This is a genomic window from Streptomyces roseolilacinus (assembly GCF_014649335.1).
Lineage (GTDB): Bacteria > Actinomycetota > Actinomycetes > Streptomycetales > Streptomycetaceae > Streptomyces > Streptomyces roseolilacinus.
The window spans coordinates 56,195-77,772 of sequence record NZ_BMSV01000008.1 but is presented as its reverse complement, the minus strand read 5'-3'; the positions used below and the strand labels follow the sequence as shown (position 1 = coordinate 77,772).

At 73.5% G+C, this 21,578-nt stretch carries 20 protein-coding genes; 14 read left to right on the top strand and 6 right to left on the bottom strand.

Translation table 11 applies throughout. The features are described from left to right. Positions 1 to 4: 4 nt before the first annotated feature. Positions 5 to 418, top strand: a complete 414-nt coding sequence (locus IE106_RS20130; RefSeq protein WP_189536037.1) for a RidA family protein — start codon at positions 5 to 7, stop codon at positions 416 to 418. Next, entirely contained in the window at positions 415 to 930 is a 516-nt protein-coding gene (locus IE106_RS20125; RefSeq protein WP_308427887.1) for a GNAT family N-acetyltransferase, read from the top strand. The genes IE106_RS20130 and IE106_RS20125 overlap by 4 nt, the downstream gene beginning before the upstream one ends. Before the next feature lie 19 nt (positions 931 to 949). On the opposite strand, the gene IE106_RS20120 is transcribed toward IE106_RS20125, so the two are convergent. Beyond that, the gene (locus IE106_RS20120; protein WP_189536036.1) at positions 950 to 1,522 is read right to left on the bottom strand and encodes a HEAT repeat domain-containing protein; all 573 of its coding nucleotides are present in this window, start codon (positions 1,520 to 1,522) and stop codon (positions 950 to 952) included. Between the two features lie 369 nt (positions 1,523 to 1,891). Between IE106_RS20120 and IE106_RS20115 the strand changes: the two genes are divergently transcribed. The 10 genes from IE106_RS20115 (at position 1,892) to pssA (ending at position 14,694) form a co-directional block, all read left to right on the top strand. Continuing rightward, entirely contained in the window at positions 1,892 to 3,673 is a 1,782-nt protein-coding gene (locus IE106_RS20115; RefSeq protein ID WP_189536034.1) for a 3-hydroxyacyl-CoA dehydrogenase family protein, read from the top strand. A gap of 124 nt (positions 3,674 to 3,797) precedes the next feature. After that, a complete protein-coding gene (locus tag IE106_RS20110; RefSeq protein ID WP_189536032.1) occupies positions 3,798 to 4,622 on the top strand; it encodes a TetR family transcriptional regulator in 825 nt (274 codons plus the stop codon). Positions 4,623 to 4,758: 136 nt separating this feature from the next. Then, positions 4,759 to 6,480 (top strand): hypothetical protein, encoded by a 1,722-nt coding sequence (locus IE106_RS20105; protein WP_189536031.1) that lies wholly within the window; start codon positions 4,759 to 4,761, stop codon positions 6,478 to 6,480. Positions 6,481 to 6,939: 459 nt separating this feature from the next. Beyond that, positions 6,940 to 8,277 carry a crotonyl-CoA carboxylase/reductase gene (ccrA, locus tag IE106_RS20100; RefSeq protein WP_189536029.1) on the top strand — a complete coding sequence of 446 codons (1,338 nt, stop codon included), beginning with the start codon at positions 6,940 to 6,942 and terminating at the stop codon, positions 8,275 to 8,277. Positions 8,278 to 8,307: 30 nt separating this feature from the next. Further along, complete coding sequence (locus tag IE106_RS20095; protein ID WP_189536027.1) at positions 8,308 to 10,320, top strand: ethylmalonyl-CoA mutase; 2,013 nt, start codon at positions 8,308 to 8,310, stop codon at positions 10,318 to 10,320. Further along, positions 10,317 to 11,288 (top strand): HpcH/HpaI aldolase/citrate lyase family protein, encoded by a 972-nt coding sequence (locus IE106_RS20090; protein ID WP_189536024.1) that lies wholly within the window; start codon positions 10,317 to 10,319, stop codon positions 11,286 to 11,288. Before IE106_RS20095 ends, IE106_RS20090 begins: the two co-directional genes overlap by 4 nt. 5 nt (positions 11,289 to 11,293) lie before the next feature. Next, positions 11,294 to 11,806 carry a MaoC family dehydratase gene (locus IE106_RS20085; protein WP_189536022.1) on the top strand — a complete coding sequence of 171 codons (513 nt, stop codon included), beginning with the start codon at positions 11,294 to 11,296 and terminating at the stop codon, positions 11,804 to 11,806. A 2-nt stretch (positions 11,807 to 11,808) separates the two neighbouring features. Continuing rightward, positions 11,809 to 13,014 (top strand): acyl-CoA dehydrogenase family protein, encoded by a 1,206-nt coding sequence (locus IE106_RS20080; protein WP_189536020.1) that lies wholly within the window; start codon positions 11,809 to 11,811, stop codon positions 13,012 to 13,014. 170 nt (positions 13,015 to 13,184) lie between these two features. Beyond that, on the top strand, positions 13,185 to 13,832 hold the full coding sequence (locus IE106_RS20075; RefSeq protein WP_189536018.1) for a phosphatidylserine decarboxylase: 648 nt from the start codon (positions 13,185 to 13,187) through the stop codon (positions 13,830 to 13,832). Then, positions 13,819 to 14,694 (top strand): CDP-diacylglycerol--serine O-phosphatidyltransferase, encoded by an 876-nt coding sequence (pssA, locus tag IE106_RS20070; protein WP_373295966.1) that lies wholly within the window; start codon positions 13,819 to 13,821, stop codon positions 14,692 to 14,694. The genes IE106_RS20075 and pssA overlap by 14 nt, the downstream gene beginning before the upstream one ends. 60 nt (positions 14,695 to 14,754) lie before the next feature. Here the strand turns inward: pssA and IE106_RS20065 are convergent, their stop codons facing one another. Both IE106_RS20065 and IE106_RS20060 read right to left on the bottom strand, forming a co-directional pair. Beyond that, complete coding sequence (locus tag IE106_RS20065; RefSeq protein WP_189536529.1) at positions 14,755 to 15,285, bottom strand: GNAT family N-acetyltransferase; 531 nt, start codon at positions 15,283 to 15,285, stop codon at positions 14,755 to 14,757. Positions 15,286 to 15,461: 176 nt separating this feature from the next. Then, a complete protein-coding gene (locus IE106_RS20060) occupies positions 15,462 to 16,616 on the bottom strand; it encodes a glycerate kinase (protein ID WP_189536016.1) in 1,155 nt (384 codons plus the stop codon). Between the two features lie 112 nt (positions 16,617 to 16,728). Between IE106_RS20060 and IE106_RS20055 the strand changes: the two genes are divergently transcribed. Both IE106_RS20055 and IE106_RS20050 read left to right on the top strand, forming a co-directional pair. Then, a complete protein-coding gene (locus IE106_RS20055; protein ID WP_189536014.1) occupies positions 16,729 to 18,459 on the top strand; it encodes a BCCT family transporter in 1,731 nt (576 codons plus the stop codon). Between the two features lie 93 nt (positions 18,460 to 18,552). Continuing rightward, positions 18,553 to 19,044, top strand: a complete 492-nt coding sequence (locus IE106_RS20050) for an NUDIX domain-containing protein (RefSeq protein ID WP_189536011.1) — start codon at positions 18,553 to 18,555, stop codon at positions 19,042 to 19,044. Between the two features lie 27 nt (positions 19,045 to 19,071). Here the strand turns inward: IE106_RS20050 and IE106_RS20045 are convergent, their stop codons facing one another. The 3 genes from IE106_RS20045 to IE106_RS20035 form a co-directional block, all read right to left on the bottom strand. Further along, the gene (locus IE106_RS20045) at positions 19,072 to 19,269 is read right to left on the bottom strand and encodes a DUF2191 domain-containing protein (protein WP_189536010.1); all 198 of its coding nucleotides are present in this window, start codon (positions 19,267 to 19,269) and stop codon (positions 19,072 to 19,074) included. Between the two features lie 168 nt (positions 19,270 to 19,437). Beyond that, on the bottom strand, positions 19,438 to 19,944 hold the full coding sequence (locus IE106_RS20040) for a methylated-DNA--[protein]-cysteine S-methyltransferase (protein ID WP_189536008.1): 507 nt from the start codon (positions 19,942 to 19,944) through the stop codon (positions 19,438 to 19,440). A gap of 16 nt (positions 19,945 to 19,960) precedes the next feature. Beyond that, positions 19,961 to 21,436 carry an AlkA N-terminal domain-containing protein gene (locus tag IE106_RS20035; protein ID WP_189536006.1) on the bottom strand — a complete coding sequence of 492 codons (1,476 nt, stop codon included), beginning with the start codon at positions 21,434 to 21,436 and terminating at the stop codon, positions 19,961 to 19,963. Positions 21,437 to 21,578: the final 142 nt, after the last annotated feature.

Sequence of the window (21,578 nt, the reverse complement as noted above, 5' to 3'; positions counted from 1 at the left end):
CGGCATGACGACACATCTGACGCATGTGGCGGCCCCCGAAGGGGTCGCCCCCGGTTCCGGTTACAGCCACGTCGTGTGGGGCACCGGCCGGTTCGTGGCGGTGTCCGGGCAGTGCGCCCTCGACGCGGAGGGCCGGGTCGTCGGGGAGGGCGACCCGGCGGCCCAGGCCCGGCAGGTCTTCGCGAACCTGGGCCGCTGCCTGGCGGCGGCGGGCGCCACGTTCGGCGACGTGGTGAAGCTGACGTACTACGTGACGGACGTGGCGCACCTCCCGGCGGTCCGCGCGGCCCGCGACGAGGTGGTCGACACGGCCCGCCCGCCGGCCAGCAGCGCCGTCCAGGTCTCCGCCCTGTTCCGCCCCGAACTGCTCGTGGAGGTCGAGGCGTTCGCCGTGGTACCGGAGGAGCGCCGGCCGTGACGATCCGGGTCAGGGAGATGACGGACGCCGACTGCGCGGCGGTCGCCGGGGTGCGGGTGGAGGGCTGGCGGTCCGCCTACCGCGACCTGCTGCCCGCCGCGTACCTGGCGGCGCTGAGCGTGGCGGAGGACACGGAGGTCCGCCGCGAGCACCTGGCGCGCGCCGGGGAGGAGGTGGTGCACCTGGTGGCGGAGCGCGACGGGGAGGTGGTCGGCTGGGCGGCCTTCGGCCCGGACCGGTCACCGGGCGCCGGGCCCGGCGACGGCGAGCTGTACGCCCTGTACGCGCGCCCCGACGTGGTGGGGACCGGCGTGGGGCGCGCGCTGACGGACGAGGTGGCGGCGCGGGCGGCGGCCCGGGGCTGCGCCCGGCTGTCCCTGTGGGTGCTGGAGGGCAACGCGCTGGGCCGCCGCTTCTACGCCAAGGCCGGGTTCGTCCCGGACGGGGCGTGCGAGCCGTGGGAGGTCGGCGGCACCACCCTCGCGGAACTCCGTTACGTGAGAACCCTGTAGCCGCCCCGGTCCGCCCGGCTCACTCCCCCGGCAGCCGGGCCAGGGCGGCCGCGGCGGCCGGGCCGATGCGGGGGTGGTGCCGGGCGGCCTCCAGGACGGGGCGGGCGCGGGGGTCGGCGAGGGCGCCGAGCCCCTCCGCGCAGGCGGCGCCCACCCGCCAGTGCGGGTCGTCCGGGGCGAGACGGCGGCCCAGCACGGTGATCAGGGCGGGCACGGACTCGGGGGCGCGCAGCGCGGCCAGGAGCCGTACCGGTACGAGGGCGTAGGCGACGCGCAGTTCGTTGGTGGCGAGCGCGGCGGCGGCGCGGGGGGTGCGCGGGTCGCCGAGCGCGGCCAGCGCGTGGGCGGCGGAGACGCAGCGCTCCGGGTCCCGGTGGTTGAGGAGCAGCACCAGCGCCTCGAAGGCGCGCCGGTCGCCGGCGGTCCCCAGCCGGAACGCGGCCAGTTCGCGGGCCCACAGCGGCTGCCGGGGCGCGGTGAGGACGGCGGCCAGCTCGTCGTGGTCGGCGGTCGCGACGAGCCGCCCGTACGCGGGGTCGTCCCCGGCCTCGTCGTGCAGCCGGTCGGTGAGCGAGCCGAACTCCGGGTCCATGGCGGTCAGGGTAGCGACGGGCCGGGGCCGCGATCCAGATCACATCGCCCGCCCGTTCCGGGGGGCTGGCGCGCTCATTACCCACCGGTTAACCTCAGGTGAGCGGGGTCAACCCCCGCACCCCTCCGGGCGGCCTGGTGACGCAGCCGCCCGGGTGCCAGTCGGTTCAGCACCTTTCACGACGTGACTCCGGGACAGGGTCCGTCGGCTCCTCCCGCACGGCGCGCGCGGACACGCCCGCCCGGCCGTGGACACACCCGTTCGGCGCGGCCCGCGCGGCACGCCCCCCTCCGCCGCACCCGTGCGTGTGCGGCGCCGGCCCGCCGCGCCCGCACCTCACCAGCCGTCACTCATCCCTGGAGTCCCGTGATGGACATCCCTCTCTCCACCATCGCCGTCGTCGGCCTCGGCACCATGGGCGCCGGCATCGCCGAGGTCCTCGCCCGCGCCGGCCGCGAGGTCGTCGGCATCGACGTCAGCGAGGCCGCCGCCCGTCGCGCGGTCGCCTCGCTGGCGGCCTCCACCGCCCGGTCCGTGGCCCGCGAGCGGATCACCGAGGAGGAGCGGCGCGACATCCTCACCCGATTCCGTACGTTCTCCGACCTCCAGGCCGCGGCCGACGCCGACCTCGTCATCGAGGTCGTGCCCGAGTCGTACGAGGCGAAGCAGCAGGTGGTGCGCGCCCTGGACGGCATCGTCCGGCCGGACGCGATCATCGCGACCGGGACGAACGCGCTGTCCGTGACCCGGCTCGCCGCCGACTCCGCCCGTCCGGAGCGCGTGCTGGGCCTGCACTTCTTCAACCCGGCCCCGGCGATGAAGCTGGTCGAGGTCGTGTCGTCGGTGCTCACCGACCCGCGGGCCGTCGCCGCCGTCACGGACCTGACGCACGCCCTGGGCAAGGAGCCCGTCGCGGTCGGCGACCGCCCCGGCTTCGTCGCGGACGGCCTGCTGTTCGGCTACCTCAACCAGGCCGCCGCCATGTACGAGTCGAAGTACGCCTCCCGCGAGGACATCGACGCGGCGATGCGGCTCGGCTGCGGCCTGCCGATGGGCCCGCTGGCGCTGCTGGACCTGATCGGCGTCGACACCGCGCGCACCGTGCTGGAGGCGATGTACGCCGAGTCGCACGACCGGTTGCACGCGCCCGCGCCGATCCTGAAGCAGCTGGCCGAGGCCGGGCTGACGGGCCGCAAGGCGGGCCGCGGCTTCTACACGTACGAGGCGCCGGACAGCGCCGTGGTCGTCGCGGACCCGCTCACCCCGGAGCCGGGGGGCGCGGGCGGGGCGGTGCGCGAGGTCGTCTCGGTCGGTGTCGCCGGGTCCGGCACGATGGCGTCGGGCATCGCGGAGGTCTTCGCGAAGGCCGGGTACGACGTCGTCCTCGCCGCCCGCTCCCAGGAGAAGGCCGACGCGGCGAAGGCCCGCGTCGCCGCGTCCCTGGCCCGTTCCGTCGACAAGGGCCGGCTGACCGCCGACGCCCGCGACGCGACGCTGGCCCGGATCTCCCCCGCCGGCTCGCTCGACGCGTTCGCCGAGGTGGACCTGGCCGTCGAGGCGGTCGCGGAGGACCTGGAGGTGAAGCGGCAGCTGTTCGCCGCGCTCGACAAGGTGTGCAAGCCGGGCGCGGTCCTGGCCACCACCACCTCGTCGCTGCCCGTCGTCGCCTGCGCTCGCGCCACCTCGCGCCCGCAGGACGTGATCGGGATGCACTTCTTCAACCCGGCCCCGGCGATGAAGCTGGTGGAGGTCGTCCGCACGGTCCTCACCGGCGACGACGTCCACGCCACCGTCCGCGCCGTCACGGCGAGGATCCGCAAGCACCCGGTGGACTGCGGGGACCGCGCCGGGTTCATCGTCAACGCCCTGCTCTTCCCGTACCTGAACAACGCGGTCAAGATGGTCCAGGACCACTACGCGACGCTCGACGACATCGACGCCGCGATGAAGCTGGGCGGCGGCTACCCGATGGGGCCGTTCGAACTGCTCGACGTGGTCGGCCTGGACGTGTCCCTCGCCATCGAGCGGGTGCTGCACGAGGAGTTCCGCGAGCCCGGCCTGGCGCCGGCGCCGCTGCTGGAGCACCTCGTGGCGGCGGGCTGCCTGGGCCGCAAGACGGGGCGCGGCTTCCGCGAGTATGCGCGGCGCTGAGCCCGGGGAGGCGTACGGCCCGGGGCCACACGGGACGTACGACGAGTGGGGCGGGCTGCTCGGGCCGTCGGGCGGCTCTCCCCCTCGGGCGCGCTCCCCCGCACCCATGGAGTACGTTCGGGGCATGTCCCAGCCCGCGAAGACACCCCGTGCCAGCACCGCGCCCGACGCCCCGGAGAGCGCCGCGGGCGGCCGCGCCGCCGCCCAGCGGCTCAAGATGCGCCGCGAACTCGCGGCTGCCGCGATGGAGCTGTTCGCGACGAAGGGGTACGAGGCGACGACGGTCGACGAGATCGCCGCCGCGGCGGGCGTGGCACGGCGGACGTTCTTCCGCCACTTCCGCTCCAAGGAGGAGGCGATCTTCCCGGACCACGACGACACGCTGGTCCGGGCGGAGGCGGTCCTCAACGCGGCGCCCGCGCACGAGCACCCGCTCGACACGGTGTGCCGGGGCATCAAGGAAGTCATGAAGATGTACGCGGCGTCCCCGGCGGTCTCCGTCGCGCGCTACCGCCTCACCCGCGAGGTCCCCACCCTCCGGGAGCGGGAGATCGCGTCGGTGGCCCGCTACGAGCGGCTGTTCACCCGCTACCTGCTGGGCCACTTCGACGAGCGCGACCACCACGACGGCAACGACGACCCGCTGCTGGCGGAGGTGGCCGCCTCCGCGGTCGTCACGGCGCACAACCACGTGCTGCGCCGCTGGCTGCGGGCCGGCGGCAAGGGCGACGTGGAGACCCAGCTGGACCACGCGTTCGCGATCGTCCGCAGGACGTTCGGCACCGGCATCGGCGCCGGCCGTTCCACGGCGCCGCGGACCGGCGGCGAGGGGCCCGCGGTCACCGCCTCGGCGGAGGGCGACGTGCTGGTCGCGGTGGCCCGCACCGACGCGCCGCTGGACCAGGTCATGCGCACGATCACCCGCGCCCTCGGCCACGGCGTGGCCTGAACGCGGGGGTACGGGCCGGTTCCGTACAACCCTCCGGGCCCGAGGGCCGTCCCACCACCGGGACGCGGGGGCCGACCGGACACGAGGGGCTCCCCGCCCCTCGGACACCGGCCTCGCGAAAGGACCCGTTCCCGCCATGACCCCTTCCCCACCCGGACCCCTGCGCCGTGCCGCCGTCGGAGGCGGTACGGCGCTGGCCGTGCTCCTGACGGGAGCCGCGGGCACCGCCGCCCCGCCGGCCGTGGCCGACACCCCGCGGCTGCCCGCCGTGATCGACGTCGGCACTCTCCGCAGCCCCGACACGCTGCCCCGGCCGGCCGGGGCGCTCACCGAGGCCCACTTCGTCACGTACCAGTTCACGGTGTCGGGGCGGCTGCCCGGCGGCACGCCCGTCACCGGCGCGGAGATCACCATCGACACCGCCGGCGCGGAGCGGATCGCGGAATTCCGCTTCCGCCCCGAGTGCCGGGTCACGGGCACGCTGGCGACCTGCCCGGTGGCCATGCCCGACGGCAGCGGCGACCCGGAGACCCACGTCCCGTTCCACATCCGCCCCCGCCTGGGCACGGCGGCCGGCGACCGGGGCGTGGTGACGGCGACCGTCAGCGCCGACAACGCCCGCACGAGGGAGGAGACCCCCACCGGGATGGCGGTCGTCATCGGCGACCGGGACGCCGTCGTCCTCGGCGGCTTCCCGGATCCGAACACGGTGGAGGTGCCGCCGGGCGGCCGGGCCACCGTGCCGTTCGAGCTGACCAACACCGGCGCCCGCACCCTGGACCACGTGGCGCTCGACGTGGACGGCTTCGACGGCGACACGACGGTCGCCCTGCCCGGCGACCACGGCAACTGCCGGTACCGGACGAAGGACCCCGCGGACCCGAAGTCCGCGCGCATCGGCATGACCTGCGAGTTCACCGGGGGCCTGCGGGCGGGGACGACCTACCGGCCGTCGCCGGGCCTCGCGGTCGCCATGGTCGGCCTCGCCGAGTACGGCCGGCTCCGGTTCTCCGCCTCCACGCGCCCCGCGACGGGGACGGGCGTGCGGGGCCGCTCCGCCCCGCTGACACTGGCGCCCGCCACCACGCCGACCCCGCCGCGCGTACCGGTTCCCGCCGACCACTACACGGTCAACCAGCCGCCCGTCATCGGCGTGCGCAGCGGGCCCGCGGCCGACGGCGCCGCCGTCGGCACGAGCGTCCGGACGACGGTCGGCCGGGAGGTCACCGCCCGCGTGGGCGTCGCCAACAGAGGCGGCGCGCCGCTCACCGGGCCGGTCGCCCTGGTGGAGGTGCCCCGGGGCGTCGAGGTCGTACGGTCCGATCCTCGCTGCCGCCCCGAGGCGTGGTCGGACCGGTGGAACGACGCTCCGCCGCCCACCTTCGGCGACCGCCCCGGCGACGCCGCCCCGCTGCCGACCGGCGCGGTCCACCGCTGCGCCGACCCGGGCGCCCTGGCGCCCGGGCAGCGGTGGCTGTTCTCCTTCACCCTGAAGCCGACCCGCGCGCTGGACGGCGCCCGGGGCGTCGTGTTCGAGCCGGCGCTCAGCCCGTACGACACCGCCCAGCGCGCGAAGGTCGCGTTCCTGACGGTCACCGCCACCGCGGCGGCCACGGCGAGCCCCTCCCCCACCCCCGGCACGGTGCCGAGTGCCACGGTCGCGCCCACCCCGAGTGCCTCCACCACCGGCACGGTCACCCCGGTGCACGGCGCGGGCACGGGTGGCGGCCCGGGCGCCCTCGCGTCGACCGGCTCGAACGGCGCCCCGGCCCTCGCGGGCACGGCGGCCGCGCTCGCGGCGGTGGGCGGGCTGCTGGTCGTCTCCGTACGCCGCCGCACCACGCGACAGCGCCGCTGACCAACCCGCGTTCACCGATCCCCGAGGGGGCGGACCGGCTGAGGCCGGGCCGCCCCCTCGGGTGCGTCCGGCCGACGGCTCGGCACTCCGTGACGTCCGCGGCACGGTGGACCGCCCTTCCGGGAGCAGGCCGCGCGAGCATTGATCGATCATCGCTCATCCGAGCGTGACCCGTCGCAAGTGAGACAAATTTCTGGCACGCAGTGTCTTGTCACCTGGCACGGCGTGCCATACGTTGATGTTGTCCGGGCGGCCGGCGTGCAGAGGACTCTCGTACGCCGGCTGTCCCCGCGACCCTTCCCGGGGCCGCGCGCCCGGACGCCTGCGTCACAGGCACTTTCGCGCACCACCCCGCGCGGCCACGCACCACCGGCCGAACCGACGGCACCTCCCCGCAGCAGCACCCCGACGTACCCCCTCAGCGTCCCCGAGGACGCATGCATCGCCGGAGGCACCACCGTGAAGGAAATCCTGGACGCGATCCAGTCGCCGGACTCCACGTCCGAGGACTTCGCCGACATCAAGCTGCCCGAGTCCTACCGCGCGGTCACCGTCCACAAGGACGAGACCGAGATGTTCGAGGGCCTGACCACCCGCGAGAAGGACCCCCGAAAGTCACTCCACCTCGACCAGGTGCCCCTGCCCGAACTGGGCCCCGGCGAGGCCCTCGTCGCCGTCATGGCCAGCTCCGTCAACTACAACTCGGTGTGGACCTCGATCTTCGAGCCGCTCTCCACGTTCGGCTTCCTGGAGCGCTACGGCCGCACCAGCGAACTGGCCAAGCGCCACGACCTGCCCTACCACATCATCGGCTCCGACCTCGCCGGCGTCGTCCTGCGCACCGGCCCCGGCGTCAACGCCTGGCACCCCGGCGACGAGGTCGTCGCCCACTGCCTGTCCGTCGAACTGGAATCCTCCGACGGCCACAACGACACCATGCTCGACCCCGAGCAGCGCATCTGGGGATTCGAGACCAACTTCGGCGGCCTGGCCGAGATCGCCCTGGTCAAGTCCAACCAGCTCATGCCCAAGCCCGACCACCTCAGCTGGGAGGAGGCCGCCGCCCCCGGCCTGGTCAACTCCACCGCCTACCGCCAGCTGGTCTCCCGCAACGGCGCCGGCATGAAGCAGGGCGACAACGTCCTCATCTGGGGCGCCAGCGGCGGCCTCGGCTCCTACGCCACCCAGTTCGCCCTCGCCGGCGGCGCCAACCCCATCTGCGTCGTCTCCAGCGAGCAGAAGGCCGACATCTGCCGCTCCATGGGTGCCGAGGCCGTCATCGACCGCACCGCCGAGGGCTACAAGTTCTGGAAGGACGAGCACACTCAGGACCCCAAGGAGTGGAAGCGCTTCGGCAAGCGCATCCGCGAGCTGACCGGCGGCGAGGACATCGACATCGTCTTCGAACACCCCGGCCGCGAGACCTTCGGCGCCTCCGTCTACGTCACCCGCAAGGGCGGCACCATCACCACCTGCGCCTCCACCTCCGGCTACATGCACGAGTACGACAACCGCTACCTGTGGATGTCGCTGAAGCGGATCATCGGCTCCCACTTCGCCAACTACCGCGAGGCCTGGGAAGCCAACCGCCTCATCGCCAAGGGCAAGATCCATCCCACCCTCTCCAAGGTCTACTCCCTCGAAGACACCGGCCAGGCCACCTACGACGTCCACCGCAACCTCCACCAGGGCAAGGTCGGCGTCCTGTGCCTCGCCCCCGAGGAAGGCCTCGGCGTCCGCGACCCCGAGACGCGCGCCCGACACATCGACGCCATCAACCGCTTCCGGAACATCTGACCGGAACGTCCGAGAGGCGACACCACCGTCATGACAGAGCGTCAGAAGGACCGGCCCTGGCTGATGCGGACGTACGCCGGTCACTCGACCGCCGAGGCGTCCAACGAGCTGTACCGGCGCAACCTCGCCAAGGGGCAGACCGGTCTCTCGGTCGCGTTCGACCTGCCCACCCAGACCGGCTACGACCCGGACCACGTCCTCGCCCGCGGCGAGGTCGGCCGGGTCGGCGTGCCGGTCTCCCACCTCGGCGACATGCGGCGGCTGTTCCAGGACATCCCCCTGGAGCAGATGAACACGTCCATGACCATCAACGCCACCGCCATGTGGCTGCTGGCGCTCTACCAGGTGGTGGCCGAGGAGCAGGGCGCGGACATCTCCAGGCTCCAGGGGACGACGCAGAACGACATCGTGAAGGAGTACCTGTCGCGCGGGACGCACGTCTTCCCGCCCGGTCCGTCGCTGCGGCTGACCACCGACATGATCACCTACACGGTGAACCACCTCCCCAAGTGGAACCCGATCAACATCTGCAGCTACCACCTGCAGGAGGCGGGCGCCACCCCGGTCCAGGAGATCTCGTACGCGATGTCCACGGCCATCGCGGTCCTGGACGCGGTGTTCGCCTCCGGACAGGTCCCCGAGGAGCGCAGGGGGGACGTCGTCGCCCGGATCTCCTTCTTCGTGAACGCGGGCGTCCGCTTCGTCGAGGAGATGTGCAAGATGCGTGCCTTCGGCCGCATCTGGGACCGGATCACCCGCGAGCGGTACGGCATCGAGGACGCCAGGCAGCGGCGCTTCCGCTACGGGGTGCAGGTCAACTCGCTCGGCCTGACCGAGGCGCAGCCGGAGAACAACGTCCAGCGCATCGTCCTGGAGATGCTCGCCGTGACGCTGTCGAAGGACGCCCGCGCGCGGGCCGTGCAGCTGCCCGCCTGGAACGAGGCGCTGGGCCTGCCCCGGCCCTGGGACCAGCAGTGGTCGCTGCGCATCCAGCAGGTCCTGGCGCACGAGAGCGACCTGCTGGAGTACGACGACATCTTCGCGGGTTCGCACGTCGTCGAGGCCAAGGTGGACGCCCTGGTCGAGGAGTGCCTCGCGGAGATCGACCGGATCCAGGAGATGGGCGGCGCGATGGCCGCCGTCGAGTCCGGGTACCTCAAGTCGCAGCTCGTCGCCTCGCACGCGGAGCGGCGGGCCCGGATCGAGGCCGGCGAGGAGAAGATCGTCGGAGTGAACTGCTTCGAGTCGACCGAGCCGAGCCCCCTCACCGCGGATCTGGACACGGCGATCCAGACCGTGGACCCGGCGAACGAGGCACGGGTCGTCGCCGCGCTGCACGAGTGGCGCGACAACCGCGACGAGACCCGCGCCCAGGACGCCCTCGCCACCCTCAAGGCGACGGCGGCCGGGGACGGGAACCTCTTCCCCGCCACCCTGGAGTGCGCCCGTGCGGGGGTCACGACCGGGGAGTGGGCGTGGGCGCTGCGCGACGTGTTCGGCGAGTTCCGCGCGCCGACCGGCGTCTCGTCCGCCCCCGTGGCGGTGGCGGCGGAGGAGGGCACCCCGCTCGCGGCCGTCCGGGAGAAGGCCGCCCGGACGGCCGCCGAGATGGGCGCGGGACGGCTGCGGCTGCTGGTCGGCAAGCCGGGCCTGGACGGTCACTCGAACGGCGCCGAGCAGATCGCCGTACGGGCCCGGGACGCCGGCTTCGAGGTGGTCTACCAGGGCATCCGGCTGACGCCCGAGCAGATCGTGGACGCCGCGCTCGCGGAGGACGTGCACTGCGTGGGCCTGTCCATCCTGTCCGGGTCGCACGCCGAGCTGGTGCCGGACGTGCTGGACCGGCTGCGGGACGCCGGCGCCGCCGACATCCCGGTCGTCGTCGGCGGGATCATCCCCGGTGCCGACGCCGCCGAACTGAGGCGCGCCGGTGTGGCCGCCGTCTTCACCCCGAAGGACTTCGGGATCACGGAGATCATCGGCCGTATCGTCGACGAGATCCGGAAAGCCAACAAGCTCGACCCCCTGGAGGTCCCCGCATGACCGAGACCACTCCCGTGAACCGGCTGCGTCCCCGCCGTTCCTGCCTGGCGGTGCCGGGCTCGAACCCGCGGTTCCTCGAGAAGGCCCAGGGCCTCCCGGCCGACCAGGTGTTCCTGGACCTGGAGGACGCCTGCGCGCCGCTCGCCAAGCCCGACGCGCGGCACACGATCGTGAAGTTCCTCAACGAGGGCGACTGGACCGGCAAGACCCGCGTGGTGCGCGTCAACGACTGGACGACCCACTGGACGTACCGGGACGTCGTCACGGTCGTCGAGGGCGCCGGCCCGAACCTCGACTGCATCATGCTGCCGAAGGTGCAGGACGCCTCGCAGGTCGTCGCCCTGGACCTGCTGCTGACGCAGATCGAGAAGACGATGGGCTTCGAGGTCGGCCGCATCGGCATCGAGGCGCAGATCGAGAACGCCCGGGGCCTGAACAACGTCAACGAGATCGCGCAGGCGTCGCCGCGCATCGAGACGATCATCTTCGGCCCGGCCGACTTCATGGCGTCGATCAACATGAAGTCGCTGGTGGTCGGCGAGCAGCCGCCCGGCTACCTGGCGGACGCCTACCACTACATCCTGATGAAGATCCTGATGGCGGCCCGCGCCAACGACCTCCAGGCGATCGACGGCCCCTACCTGCAGATCAAGAACGTGGACGGCTTCCGCGCGGTCGCGGGCCGCGCCGCCGCGCTGGGCTTCGACGGCAAGTGGGTGCTCCATCCGGGTCAGGTCGAGGCGGCCAACGAGGTGTTCTCCCCGTCGCAGGAGGACTACGACCACGCCGAGCTGATCCTGGACGCGTACGAGTACTGCACGTCCGAGGCGGGCGGCAAGAAGGGCTCCGCGATGCTCGGCGACGAGATGATCGACGAGGCCAGCCGCAAGATGGCCCTGGTCATCGCGGGCAAGGGCCGGGCCGCGGGGATGCGGCGCACCAGCACGTTCGAAGCCCCGGAGGCGTGAGGAAGATGCAGTTCGGACGCACCTACGAGGAGTTCGAGGTCGGGGCGGTGTACAAGCACTGGCCCGGGAAGACGGTCACCGAGTACGACGACCACCTCTTCTGCCTCCTCACGATGAACCACCACCCTCTCCACATGGACACGAACTACGCGGAGAAGACGACCGACTTCGGGAGGAACGTCGTCGTCGGGAACTACGTCTACTCGCTGCTGCTGGGCATGTCCGTGCCGGACGTCTCCGGCAAGGCCATCGCCAACCTGGAGATCGAGTCGCTGCGGCACGTGGCGCCGACCTTCCACGGCGACACGATCTACGGCGAGACGACGGTCCTGGACAAGTGGCCGTCGAAGTCCAAGGACGACCGCGGGATCGTCCACGTCGAGACCAAGGGGTACAAGCAGGACGGCACGCTCGTGTGCGTCTTCCGCCGCAAGGTGATGGTCCCCACCGCCACGTACATCAAGGAGCGCGGCGGCGAGCAGCCCGGCCGCCCGGAACCGAAGGCGCAGGAGAAGTAGCCATGGCCCGACTCGCGCAGACCCACGGTCTCACCGAGGTCCAGCAGGAGATCGTTTCCACCGTCCGGGAGTTCGTCGACAAGGAGATCATCCCGGTCGCGACCGAGCTGGAGCACCGGGACGAGTACCCGCAGGAGATCGTCGACGGGCTCAAGGAGCTGGGCCTCTTCGGCCTGATGATCCCCGAGGAGTACGGGGGTCTGGGCGAGTCGCTCCTGACGTACGCGCTGTGCGTGGAGGAGATCGCCCGGGGCTGGATGTCCGTCTCAGGCATCATCAACACCCACTTCATCGTCGCGTACATGCTCAAGCAGCACGGCACGCAGGAGCAGAAGGACGCGTTCCTGCCGCGGATGGCGGCCGGCGAGGTGCGCGGCGCGTTCTCGATGTCGGAGCCGGGCCTCGGCTCGGACGTGTCGGCCATCACGTCGAAGGCGGTGCGGGACGGCGACGAGTACGTCCTGAACGGCCAGAAGATGTGGCTGACCAACGGCGGCACCTCCACTCTGGTGGCCGTACTGGTCCGGAGTGACGAAGGACACCCCGAGGGCACGGCCCCCCACCGGTCGATGACGACCTTCCTGGTGGAGAAGGAGCCGGGCTTCGGCGAGGTCCGCCCCGGCCTCACCATCCCCGGCAAGATCGACAAGATGGGCTACAAGGGGGTCGACACCACCGAGCTGATCATGGATGGGCTGCGTGTTCCGGCCAATCGCGTCCTGGGCGGCGTCAGCGGCCGGGGCTTCTACCAGATGATGGACGGTGTCGAGGTCGGCCGGGTGAACGTGGCCGCGCGTGGCTGCGGCGTCGCTCAGCGTGCCTTCGAGCTGGGTGTGCAGTACGCCCAGCAGCGCCACACCTTCGGCAAGCCGATCGCCCAGCACCAGGCGATCCAGTTCAAACTGGCCGAAATGGCTACCAAGGTGGAGGCTGCTCATGCCATGATGGTGAACGCAGCTCGCAAAAAGGACTCAGGGGAACGAAACGACCTCGAAGCAGGGATGGCCAAGTACCTGGCCTCCGAGTACTGCAAGGAGGTCGTGGAGGACGCCTTCCGCATTCACGGCGGATACGGGTTCTCCAAGGAATACGAGATCGAGCGCCTCTACCGGGAGGCGCCGATGCTGCTCATCGGAGAAGGCACCGCCGAGATCCAGAAAATGATCATCGGTCGTCGCCTGCTCGAGGAGTACCGATTCCAGGGCTGATTGTGGGTTTTGGGGTGATACGGCCGCGAAGAAGATCACATCCAGTCATCTCCTTCCGGCCGTCGACTCGACTTCTGGCTTGCCCAGTTGCGGCCCGCAACCGATAGCATCGCCGAAAAGCCGCCGTCCCCCGTTCCCGAGCGCGGCATCATCCGCTACGAAGGTCATCCATGCCCCACAGCCAAACCTCTGCACCTCGCGGCCGCGTCCGCCTCGCGCGCGGAGCATCGCCGTGGCTTCTGCCGACCGTCGCCACCGCAGCAGTAAGCCTCGTCCGCTCGCGCCGCTCCCGGCGCGCCGCGGCGATCGCCGTCCCGACCACCGCGCTCGCGGCCGGCATGCTGTGGTTCTTCCGCGACCCCGAGCGCGAGATCGCGCAGGGCAGGGTCATCTCGCCGGCCGACGGGGTGGTGCAGAGCATCATGCCGTGGAAGGACGGGCGCACCCGGGTCGCCATCTTCATGAGCCCGCTGAACGTCCACGTCAACCGCGCCCCGCTGGCGGGCACGGTGACGTCCGTGGAGCACATCCCGGGCGGCTTCGTGCCGGCGTTCAACAAGGAGAGCGAGAACAACGAGCGCGTCGTCTGGCACTTCGACACCGAGCTCGGCGACATCGAGATGGTGCAGATCGCCGGCGCCGTGGCCCGGCGCATCGTGCCGTACCTGTCGCAGGGTGCCAAGGTCGAGCAGGGCGACCGGATCGGTCTGATCCGCTTCGGCTCGCGGGTCGACATCTACCTCCCGGAAGGTGTGGACGTCGCCGTCGAGGTCGGTCAGACCACGACCGCGGGGGTGACTCGCATTGACCGTGATTGAGCCCGAGCGACCGGCCGGCTGGGTCGCCGACGGCGAGGCGGACACCGCCGCCGCCGAGGAGCAGGAGGAGATGCCTCTGTCGCTCCGCCTGTCGATAGCCGACACGCTCACGCTGGGCAACGCCACGTGCGGGTTCATGGCGGTGTACTTCACCACCACCGGCATCCTCATCCCGCACCTCACGGGCAGCGAGGAGACCGGCATGGCGCGGCACTCCGCCGCGACGGCCGTGATCCTGATGCTGTGCGCGGCGATCTTCGACCTGTTCGACGGGCTCGTGGCGCGCAAGCTCCGCTCGTCGCCGATGGGCGCCGAGCTGGACAACCTGTCCGACCTGATCAGCTTCGGTCTGGCCCCGGCGTACTTCGTGCTCGTGTACGGGATGGTCGCGGACGACGCGCACCAGCGGGTGTCCGCGGTGGCGGCGATCGTGGTGCTGCTCGCCGTCGTGATGCGGCTGGCGAGATTCTCGGTCGTGACGATGAAGGACGGCATGTTCCAGGGCATGCCGAGCCCCTTCGGGGCACTGACCGTCGTGTCGATCGTGCTGCTGGAGTTGCCGTTCATCCCGACGCTGCTGGCGATCGTCGGCACGGCGTGGCTGATGGTGAGCCGGGTGGAGTACCCCAAGCCGCGGGGCGCCCTCGCGGTGGCGATGCTCAGCTGGATCGTCGGCGCGATGGCCCTGCTGGCGGCGTGGGCGTTCGACGCGCCGGGCGGCCAGCTGCTGCTCCAGACGGGCTGCGCGCTGCAGGTCGTGCTGGGCGCGGTGATCCCGCTGTTCGCAACGGCGCGGCGGGTGAACACCTTCCGCGACAACCGGCGCGAGAACCGGGAGGCGCGGGCGGCGCAGCTGCCGTAGGCGGATGACCGTGTGAGGGGCCCGGGTGCGACGCGCACCCGGGCCCTTCGCCCTGCGCCCTCAGCCGAGCGCCTTGTAGTAGTACGTGGTGGGGCGCGGCTCCCCCGACGGGTCCGCGGCGTACCCGGGGATGGTCCCGGCCCTGGTCCACCCGGCGGACCGGTAGAGGCCCTCGGCGGGGCTGCCGGTCTCGGTGTCGAGGACGAGCAGGGTCAGGCCGGCGGCGGCCGCCCCCGCCTCGGCGGCGGCCAGCAGCCGACGCCCGAGCCCGCGGCCCCGCGCGGAGCTGTGCACCAGGAGCTTGGCGATGTCGCCGCGGTGCCGCTGGTTCGGCGCGCCGGCCCGGACGAGCGTCACGACGCCCAGGAGGGTGCCCGCGGCGTCGTACGCCGCCCAGACGGTCCGTACGCCCTCCTCGGCCTCCGCGGCGAGGCCGCGCCACCAGGCGGCCGCCTCGCCGGTACCGAGCGGGGCCAGGAAGCCGACGGAGGCGCCGCCGTGGACGGCGTCCCGGAGCAGGGCGGCCAGTTCGCCGCCGGCCCCGGCGCGGATGCGCCCGCCGTCGAGGGTCTCGATGCGGATGGTGTCCATGTCCATGATCGGATCCTCGCAGCGGTGTGTTGCGCCCCGGTGACCGGGGCTTCGCGGCGGCGCCCGCCGGGCCGTGAGCCCCGCCGGGGCCCCACGGCCGGGACCGGGGTCCCGGCCGTGGGGCGCTGTCCCGGCGGGGCGCGGGGCGGGCCGGGGTGCGCGGTCCCGGCGGGGCGTCAGCGCAGGAAGTCGCGGGCGATGCCCGCCGCGGCCCGCTCCAGGAGGGGGCCCGCCTCGGCGATGCACCGGGCCGGGTCCGGCTCCAGGTCGGTGAGGGGGTACGCGCGGCGGATGCCCGCCCGGCCCAGGGCCTCCGGGGGCAGCGCCAGGCGGCCGCAGACCGCGACGACCTCGACCCCGGCCGCGCGGGCCGCCGCGGCGACGCCCGCCGGGGCCTTGCCGTGCAGGGTCTGCTCGTCGAGGGACCCCTCGCCGGTGATCACGAGCGTGGCCCGGCCGAGGGCCTCGGTGAAGCCCAGGATGTCCAGCATCAGCTCGATGCCGGGGCGGAAGCCCGCGCCGAGGCCGACCAGGGCGCCGTAGCCGATGCCGCCCGCGCCGCCCGCGCCCGGCGAGACGGCCGCCTCGGCGGCGCGCGGGCCCACGGCCTTCTCCAGCACCTCGACGTACCGCACGAGCGCCGCGTCCAGGACCGCCACGTCCTCCGGGGTCGCGCCCTTCTGCGGACCGAACACCGCCGGGGCGCCCTTCGGGCCGGTCAGCGGGTTGTCGACATCACTGGCGAGCACCAGCTCCACGTCGGCGAAGCGCGGGTCCAGCCCCGACAGGTCGGCCGTCGCCAGGTCGCGCAGGCCGCCGCCGCCCGGGCCGACGGGCTCGCCGTCCGCGTCCAGGAACCGCGCGCCGAGCGCGGCGAGCATGCCGGCGCCGCCGTCGGTCGTGGCGCTGCCGCCGACGCCGAAGACGAGGGTGCGGGCCCCCGCGTCGAGCGCGGCGCGCAGCAGTTCGCCGGAGCCGTACGTGGTCGCCGTGAGGGGCGCGAAGACGCCGTCGGGCAGCAGCTGGAGGCCGGACGCCTCCGCCATCTCCACGACCGCCGTCCCGTCGCGCAGGGCGAACGCCGCCGTGACGGGCTCGCCGAGCGGGCCGGTCACCCGGACCTCGCGGCGTTCGAATCCGGCCGCCACCGCGGCCGCGACCGTGCCGTCGCCGCCGTCCGCGACCGGCAGCGCCTCCACCCGGACGCCCGGGACGACGTGCCGGAGCCCCGCCGTCACCCGCTCCGCGACCTGTACGGCCGTGAGGGACCCCTTGAACTTGTCGGCCGCCACGAGCACGCGCGCGGCCTCAGTAACTGCTCCGTCCGTCACCCTTGCATCCCTTGCTGTCGAACAGGCAGTCGCGCCACGGCGACCCTATCCGGAGCGTCGGACGGCGTGCCACCCCTCCGTGTCGTGCCGTCCCGGACCATAGTGGGGCGTCATGAGCACGGAACCGATGGATCAGCCCCCGCCCGGTGCTCCTCCGGGCCGCTCCGCGCAACCCTCGCCGGACCACGCCGTGGTGGTGATCGGCTTCACCGCCGTCCTCGTCCTGGTGCTGTGGGCCTGGCTGGGCGAGGAGTCCTTCGACAGCGCCTCGTCCACGAGCCTGTCCTGGGTCCTGGACAACTTCGGCTGGCTGTTCGTGGTGGCCGCCGACGTGTTCCTGGTCCTCTGCCTGGTGCTCGCGTTCAGCCGGTTCGGGCGGATCCGGCTGGGCAGGGACGACTCGGAGCCGGAGTTCGGCAACCTCGCGTGGATCGCGATGATGTTCAGCGCCGGGATGGGCATCGGCCTGATGTTCTACGGGGTCGGGGAGCCGCTCACGCACTACCTGACCCCGCCGCCGGCGACCGGGGTGCGCGCCGAGTCGGCCGAGGCGGCCCGTACGGCGATGGAGTACTCGTTCTTCCACTGGACGCTCACCCCGTGGGCGATCTACGGCATCACCGGGCTCGCCCTGGCGTACGCCGGGTTCCGCAAGGGCCGCGGGAACCGGATGAGCGCGGCGTTCGTGCCGCTGCTCGGCGCGCGGCGGGCGGATTCCTGGCCGGGCCGGCTGATCGACCTGCTGGCGGTGTTCGCGACGGTCTTCGGCACGGCGACCAGCCTGGGCCTGGGCGCGCTGCAGGTGGCCGAGGGCCTGAACCTGACGGCCGGGGTGGCGGCGGACCGCGCGACGCAGCTGACGGTCATCGTGGTGCTGTCGGCGGCGTTCGTGCTGTCGGCGTTCTCCGGGCTGCACCGGGGCGTCAAGTGGCTGTCGACGCTGAACATCACGCTCGCGGCGGTGCTGATGGTGTTCGTCTTCCTCATCGGGCCGACGGTGTACATCCTCGACTCGATCCCGGCGTCGGTCGGCGGCTACCTGGAGGACCTGCTGCCGATGGCGACGCGTACGGGCGCGTTCTCCGACCACACCTGGCTGGGGGCGTGGACGATCTTCTACTGGGCGTGGTGGCTGTCGTGGGCGCCGTTCGTGGGGACGTTCATCGCCCGGATCTCGCACGGCCGGACGGTCCGCGAGTTCCTCGTCGGGGTGCTGCTGGTGCCGAGCGGCGCGACGGTCGTCTGGTTCTGCGTGATGGGCGGCTCGGCGCTGCGGCTGCAGTCGACCGGCTCGGCGGACCTGGCGGGCGCCGTGCGGGAGGGGGCGGAGGCGTCGCTGTTCGCGATGCTGGACGCGCTGCCGCTCGGGACGCTCACGTCGTTCGTGGCGATGGTGCTGGTCATGACGTACTTCATCACCAGCGCGGACTCGGCGGCGCTGGTGATGGGGTCGCTGACCAGCCGGGGCGCGCTGCACCCGCCGACGTGGCTGGTGGTGGGCTGGGGCGTGCTGATGGCGACGGTCGCGGCGGTGCTGCTGGTGGTCGGCGGCCTCGACTCGCTGCAGACGGCGACGATCCTGGTGGCGCTGCCGTTCGTGGTGGTGATGCTCTGCCTGTGCTGGGCGCTGCTGAAGGAGCTGCGGGAGGACCCGGGCGCCGGGCTGGTGCGGCACCCCGCCCTGCACGGGCTGCGGGACGTCGTGCGGACGATGGTCGGCGACGCGGTGACGGAGCAGGCGCCGGCGCGCCATCACCGGCTGCGGCGCGCGGCGCGGGCGCGCAGCGGGGCGGAGGACGACACCGGCCCGGACGACAGGGGCCCGGGCGGCACGGAGACCTGACGCGGGGCGCGGGGCGGCGGGGGCGCGGGGCGTGGAGGGCGGCCCGGTGGCGGGCCGCTGACGGCCGGTCGGCGCACCCTCTACGCTGGCCGGATGACGACCACCGACTACGCCACGTACATCGCCGGCCTGCCGAAGGTCCTCGCCGGCGCCGCCATGCTGATCCGGGACGGCGCGGGGCGCGTCCTGGTCGTGGAGCCGAACTACCGCGACGGGTGGGCGCTGCCCGGCGGGACGATCGAGTCCGACGAGGACGAGTCGCCCCGTCAGGCGGCCCGCCGCGAGACGCTGGAGGAGATCGGCCTGGACGTGCGGCCGGGTGCCCTCCTGGCCGTCGACTGGGTCCTCGGCACGGGCCGCCCGCCGGTGGTGGCGTACGTCTACGACGGCGGCGTCCTGGACGACGCGGACTTCCGGGGGATCCGCCTGCAGGAGACGGAGCTGCTGTCCTGGAAGCTGATCACCCCCGAGGAGATCCCGGCGCACCTCCTGGGCGCCCTGGGCCTCCGCGTCCAGGCCGCCCTGGACGCCCTGGGGACGGGCCGCGGCCCGGCGGAGCTGGAGAACGGCCGCCCGGCCCGCTGAGCGGTGCCCGGCCGCCGGCCCGGTGGCTCATTCCTGGTCCTGGGGCCTGGTCCGCGGGGCCCGCGTGTCGTCCTCGCGGGGCACCACCACGGCCTCGGTGCGGTGGCCCCGCTGGATGTAGTCGCGGACGACCAGCTCGACGGCGTCCTGCGGGTTGCCGACGCCCGCCAGCACCATGACTTCCACGACGAGTTCGGCGTCGAGGGAAACGCTCACCTTGGCCATGGGCGGACCCTACAGCGCCGGGTGGCCGTCCGTTCGCCGGTCGCGGGAATCCCCTCGCCGCCCGGCCCGTGACACTCACGCGCACCACGCGGCCGACCCGGACGTCCGGGTCGGCCGCTCCCGACCGGGCGCGCCCGGTCGGCGCGCCGCCGAGGCGGCTCCTCGGTCCTAGCCGACCGGGAACAGGGTGTCGGGGGCCGGGGCGCCGCTCTCGAAGGCGAGCAGGCGGCGCTTGCGGTCCAGGCCGCCGCCGTATCCGGTGAGGCCGCCGCTCGCGCCGATGACCCGGTGGCAGGGGACGATGATGCCGACGGGGTTGCGGCCGTTGGCGAGACCGACCGCGCGGGAGGCGGTGGGCTGCCCGAGGGCCGCGGCCAGCTCGCCGTACGTGCGGGTCTCGCCGTACGGGATGGTCCGCAGCAGTTCCCACACGCGCTGCTGGAACGGCGTGCCGGCCAGGCGCAGGGGCAGGTCGAACGCGGTCAGCTCGCGCGCGTGGTACGCGTCGAGCTGGCGGGCGGCCTCGCGGAAGGGGCGGGGGTCGGGCTCGCCGAAGGTCTCCTCCGGGGGCCGGTGGCGCTGGCCGGTCATGTACAGCCCGCTGAGGACGCCGTCGGTGGCGACGAGCGTGAGCGGGCCGTAGGGACTGTCGACGACGGTGTGCTGCCGGTTCATGGCGGGCTTCCTCGACTCAGGCGGGGAGGTGGTTGATCGGGTGGCTGTCGGTGGCCCAGAGGTACTGGACGGCGTAGGCGCGCCAGGGGCGCCAGGCGGCCGCGCGGGCCGTGAGGGCGGCGGGCGTCGACGGCAGGCCGAGCCCGGCGGCGGCGCGGCGGACGCCGAGGTCGGTGGGGAGGAACGCGTCGGGGTCGCCGAGCGCGCGCATGGCGATGACCTCGACGGTCCAGGGGCCGAAGCCGGGCAGGGCGAGGAGGCCGGCGCGGGCCTCGTCCCAGTCGCTGTCCAGGCCCAGCTTGAGGCTGCCGTCCGCGAGGGCGCCGACCAGGGTGGTGAGCGTGGCGCGGCGGCTGCGCGGCAGGGCGAGGGCGTCCGAGTCGAGGGCGGCGAGCGCCTCGGGCGTGGGGAACAGGTGGGTGAGCCCGCCCCCGGGGTCGTCGACGGGGGTGCCGTACGCGGTGACGAGGCGCCCGGCGTGGGTGCGGGCGGCGGCCGTGGAGACCTGCTGGCCGAGGACCGCGCGGACGGCGAACTCGGCGGCGTCGACCGTGCGCGGCACGCGGCGGCCGGGTGCGCGGTCGACGTGCGGGGCGAGGAGCGGGTCGGTGCGCAGCTGTTCGTCGACGGCCACGGGGTCGGCGTCGAGGTCGAGGAGCCAGCGGCAGCGGCTGATGGCGTGGGCCAGGTCGCGCGGGTCGGTGAGGTGGAGGCGGCAGGCGATGTGGTCGGTGGCCGGGGCGAGGGCGGCGATGCCGTGCCCGTACGGGAGGGTGAGGGTGCGCCGGTAGGCACCGTCGCGCCACTCCTCGACGCCGGGGACGGCGGTCGCGGCGAGGTGGCCGAACAGGTTGGACGGGTCGAGGGGCGCGCGGTACGGCAGCCGCAGCGAGATCACGCCGGGGGTGGGGGCCGGGGCGCCGCGGGTGCCGGCGGCGCGGGCGCGCAGCTCGCCGGGGGCGAGGGCGAACACCTCGCGGACGGTCTCGTTGAAGGCCCGGACGGACGAGAAGCCGGCGGCGAACGCGACGTCGGCCATGGGCAGGGCGGTGGTCTCGATGAGCACGCGGGCCGTCTGGGCGCGCTGGGCGCGGGCGAGGGCGAGCGGTCCGGCGCCGAGTTCGGCGAGCAGCTGCCGCTCGATCTGCCGGGTCGAGTAGCCGAGCCGTGCGGCGAGCCCGGGGACGCCCTCGCGGTCGACGACGCCGTCGCGGATGAGGCGCATGGCGCGGGCGACGGTGTCGGCGCGGACGTCCCACTCCGGGGAGCCGGGGCTCGTGTCGGGGCGGCACCGCTTGCAGGCCCGGAAGCCGGCCTGCTGGCAGGCGGCGGCGCTCGGGTAGAAGACCATGTTCTCCGGCTTGGGCGGCACGACCGGGCAGCTGGGACGGCAGTAGATGCGGGTGGTCAGGACGGCGGTGAAGAACCATCCGTCGAAGCGGGCGTCCTTGGAGCGGACGGCCCGCACGCAGCGCTCGGTGTCGGTGTGCATGCCTCAAGCATCGGGGAGGCGGGCGGGGGGCCGCTGGCGGAAATCCGACATGAGCCTGGCGCTGCCTGCGTGCGCGCGTTCCGGCTGGGGCGTACGGCGGCGGCCGCCCTGCCGGGTGGCTGGGGCGGCCGTCGTCGCGGGG